Below are 3,638 nucleotides of genomic sequence, written 5' to 3' on the forward strand. Positions count from 1 at the left end.
ATATCGAAACCCGGCGGTGTCGGAAATGCGCCTTTTTCAATCATGCGGTTGATGGGCAGCATGGGATAAAGGTTGAACGCGTACGTATCCAAACCGGACAGGGGCAGCTCGGCGGCGCGAGCGATATCGTTTTGCCAAACGTCATCGGTTTGATTGGGCAGGCCAAACATCAAATCGGCCACAATCACGGCATCGAGTTCGCACAATTTTGCCAAATATTCAAACGCCTCGTCGCCGCTGTGTTTGCGGCCGAGACGGCGGCGGATGGCGGTATTGAAAGTTTGTACGCCGATGGAGATTCGGTTGGCGCCTGCTTCGATGCAGGCCTGTGCTTTTTCCAAATCGAAATGGCTCATGCGCCCTTCGATGGTGAATTCGCAATCTTCGGCAAGCGGCAGATATTGGTAACAGGCACGAATCAGGCGGACGAGGTCTTCCGTAAGCAACGCGGTCGGCGTACCGCCCCCGAAATAAACGGCTCGGATTTTGCCCTCGCCTGTACGGACTTCGGCTTCAGTGGCCATTTCTTCGATAATTTTGTCGGTGTACACGCTGCTTTGGCTGTCCTTCCACGCATTACGGTAGAAGCCGCAAAAAACGCAATGGTTGGCGCAAAATGGAATATGCAGATAAGCAAGCGCGTCCACATCGGTGGCATGGGGAAGCTTTTTCTTCCAAATGTTCTGCCATTGGGGACGCGGCATTGGAACGCCGCCCCAAACCGGCATCAATGCCTGACGTTCGGGAAATGCCTTGGGCGCGGATTGTTTCGGAGTCCAAACAAGCTGCTGTACCATGATAATGATTAATAAAAATTATTAATAAGATTGATATATTAAATAACCATCATCGTTTTCTTGTCAATAATTTTGAGTAATTAAAAATCAGTATTATTTTAAAATATTGTATTCTATAAATAATTAAATGTATTTCTATTTGATGGAAATCGGCATTTTACTTGTGAAATGTGTAAAATTTGGTTCTTCAAGTCAGGAACATCCTCCCATCTCGTTTGATTTTTGAACGATAAAATAAATTTTCTTTATCGTTTTTTAGACGGCCTGTTGGCGCTCAGCTTCTGAAATAAAACCCTGCTTCATCTTCGCAACGGCGTATCTGCCAACCGTAAACCGATTCAAGCAAGTCGGGGCGCATCACTTCGCCCACCTTGCCTGATGCAATGACTTTTCCCTTATTCATCAAGATAATATGTTCCGCATAACGCGCGGCGAGGTTTAAATCGTGCAATACCATTATTGATGAGGCACGGCTTGAATGCCCGACCAAATACTGCATCAGGCGGTGTTGGTGGCGGATATCGAGATGGTTGCACGGTTCGTCCAAAAGCAAGACCGGCGCATTTTGCAACAGGGCGCGGATGATGTTGGCGCGTTGCTGTTCGCCGCCTGAGAGCTTGCCGATACGCTTATCCGCCAATGCTGTCAAATCAAAATAATCGAGCAACTCGTCCGACCATTCATGGTTCAGACGGCCTTTTTGTACGAATGACGCCAACGCAATGTATTCGCGTACGGTCATCGGCATATTGTAACGGCCATGCTGCCCGACCCATGCCACCCTGCCCGCACGGATTTGCGGCGCAATGGCCTCACCGAAAAGAGTGATTTTCCCCTGCCCTGTTTGCCCGATTAAGGCACGCAGTAAAGTAGATTTACCCGCACCATTCGGGCCGATAATGACGGTCATGCCCGAAGGTATATCCAGTTGATCGATTTCAAGCAGGGTTTTGTCTTGGACGCGGACGGAAAGATTACGGATTTGAAATAAGGTATGCATGGCAAAAGATATGGTGCAATGAAGTTTCAGACGGCCTGTTTAGGCATCAACGGCTTTTCAAAGGCTTGATAAACAAATACATAAAAAATGGTCCGCCCAATAAGGCAATCACGATACCAACCGGCAGATCGACAGGGTATGTTAGCCAGCGCGCCGCGCCGTCCACCACCATCAAAAATACTGCGCCCAACCAAGCCGACAGCGTAATCAGTTTGCGGCGACTGCCGCCGACGGTTTGCGCCAGCACATTGGGGATCATCATGCCGAGAAAACCGATGATGCCCGAAAGCGATACCGCCGCCCCCGTCATCAATGCCGCGCCGATTACGGTTTGCACACGCAATGCCCCGACCGACACCCCCATACTGGCAGCCGTGTCTTCGCCCGTCATCAAAACGTCCAGCCGCCTGCCTGCCGACAGCAAAATCAGAAAACCGGGCAACATGACCGCGATTGCCGCGACAGGCGATGAGAAACCGGCTTCGGCAAGGCTGCCCGACAGCCATGTGGTCGCGCTGCGCAATACCAAATCGTCAGATAAAAACAAAATCATACTGACCACCGCGCCCGAAAACGCGCTCAACACAAACCCCAACACCAGCAATCCCAAAGTACCGCCGCCGAGCAGTTTATGCACCGCCAAAATCAGCAGGCACACACCCAATGCACCGAGAAAAGCCGCGCCCGGCACACCCATCTCGCCACCGCCCAAAGCCAATAACACAATTACGCCCAAGGCCGCCCCACCCGACGTCCCGATTAAACTCGGATCGGCCAGCGGGTTCTCAAATAAAGCCTGTAATGCCGCCCCCGAAGCGGACAAACCGGCTCCAACCAAAAGCGCGGTATAGATGCGTGGTAAACGAATTTGGCGGACGGTTTCATCCATCGCCAACGGCGACTCCCACGCGCCAAAGCCGATGCCGCAGCACAAATAAACGGCGGCGGCAGTAAGCAGCAGGCAGAGGGTAAGGATATGCGGTTTCATGACATCATGCGGTTTAAGCGGATTGAGGGACGGTTTCAGACGGCATTTTTAAGACAACCGTTTTGCTTCCTACTCAACAAGAAGGAACAAATCGAGGCCGTCTGAAAACAAAAATCGGGCAGAGTTTTCAAAACAGGTGCGTTTATTTCGCCAAACCATGCAAACGCTGAATCACTTGTGGCGTATCCAGACCATAACGGAACATATCGTTGGCCTTCCACAAATAAATCTTGCCGTTTTTCGCGGCAGGCGAGCCGGCGATTTCGGGGCGTGCGGCAAAGGTTTTGACGTTGCCTATCATAGCGGTGTTGTGGTCGGCAATAATGATGATATCGGGTTTGGCCGCAATCCATGCCTCACGCGTCATCGGTTTGAGACCGTCAATGGCGGCTGCGGCATTGATACCGCCGGCGCGGCGGATGATTTCGTCGGCGGCAGTGTTTTTGCCCGATACGATGCGCCCGTCGTAGCTGAAGAGGTAGCGTTTGCCGCTGGAAGGCTGTTGTTTCATATCCGCCTGCCACTTACCGGCCAACTTATCCGCCTGCGCGCTTTTACCGATAAGCTGACCGATGTTGCGGATACTTTGCGGATAGGCGGCGATGCTGTCATCGGGCGCAACATTGACGGCTTTAATGCCTGCTTTTTGCAGGTGGGTAAAAATATCGGCAGGCTGCGCCATCCATGAACCGATGGCGATGTCGGGTTTGGCGGCCACAATCGGTTCAACCGTCAGGCGGCGATGAATGCCGATACTGGGCTTGTTTTTCAATGCCGGATTTTGAACGGTCTGATCGCGGCCGACGATTTCGTCCAATGCGCCGAGCGCGGCAACGATGTCTGCCGTATCGGG

4 protein-coding genes are annotated in these 3,638 nt (G+C 52.0%); all 4 read right to left on the reverse strand.

Features of this window, described 5'->3' with window-relative positions; genetic code table 11:
* A partial coding sequence (locus tag ACTHS3_RS02675) for a radical SAM protein (RefSeq protein ID WP_440367096.1) occupies positions 1-797 on the reverse strand: 797 nt, incomplete at its 3' end.
* Between the two features lie 274 nt (positions 798-1,071).
* The gene (locus ACTHS3_RS02680; RefSeq protein ID WP_004520548.1) at positions 1,072-1,797 is read right to left on the reverse strand and encodes an ABC transporter ATP-binding protein; all 726 of its coding nucleotides are present in this window, start codon (positions 1,795-1,797) and stop codon (positions 1,072-1,074) included.
* Positions 1,798-1,843: 46 nt separating this feature from the next.
* The gene (locus ACTHS3_RS02685) at positions 1,844-2,785 is read right to left on the reverse strand and encodes a FecCD family ABC transporter permease (protein ID WP_070625283.1); all 942 of its coding nucleotides are present in this window, start codon (positions 2,783-2,785) and stop codon (positions 1,844-1,846) included.
* 142 nt (positions 2,786-2,927) lie between these two features.
* Positions 2,928-3,638, reverse strand: a 711-nt coding sequence (locus ACTHS3_RS02690) for a heme/hemin ABC transporter substrate-binding protein (RefSeq protein WP_440367098.1), incomplete at its 5' end; no start/stop codon positions are given.

It is taken from the genome of Neisseria sp. P0009.S007, assembly GCF_051962515.1.

Excerpts from the sequence above, each read along its gene's own strand:
- ACTHS3_RS02680 (WP_004520548.1), bottom strand. The coding sequence starts at position 1,797 with ATGCATACCTTATTTCAAATCCGTAATCTTTCCGTCCGCGTCCAAGAC.
- ACTHS3_RS02685 (WP_070625283.1), bottom strand. The coding sequence starts at position 2,785 with ATGAAACCGCATATCCTTACCCTCTGCCTGCTGCTTACTGCCGCCGCC.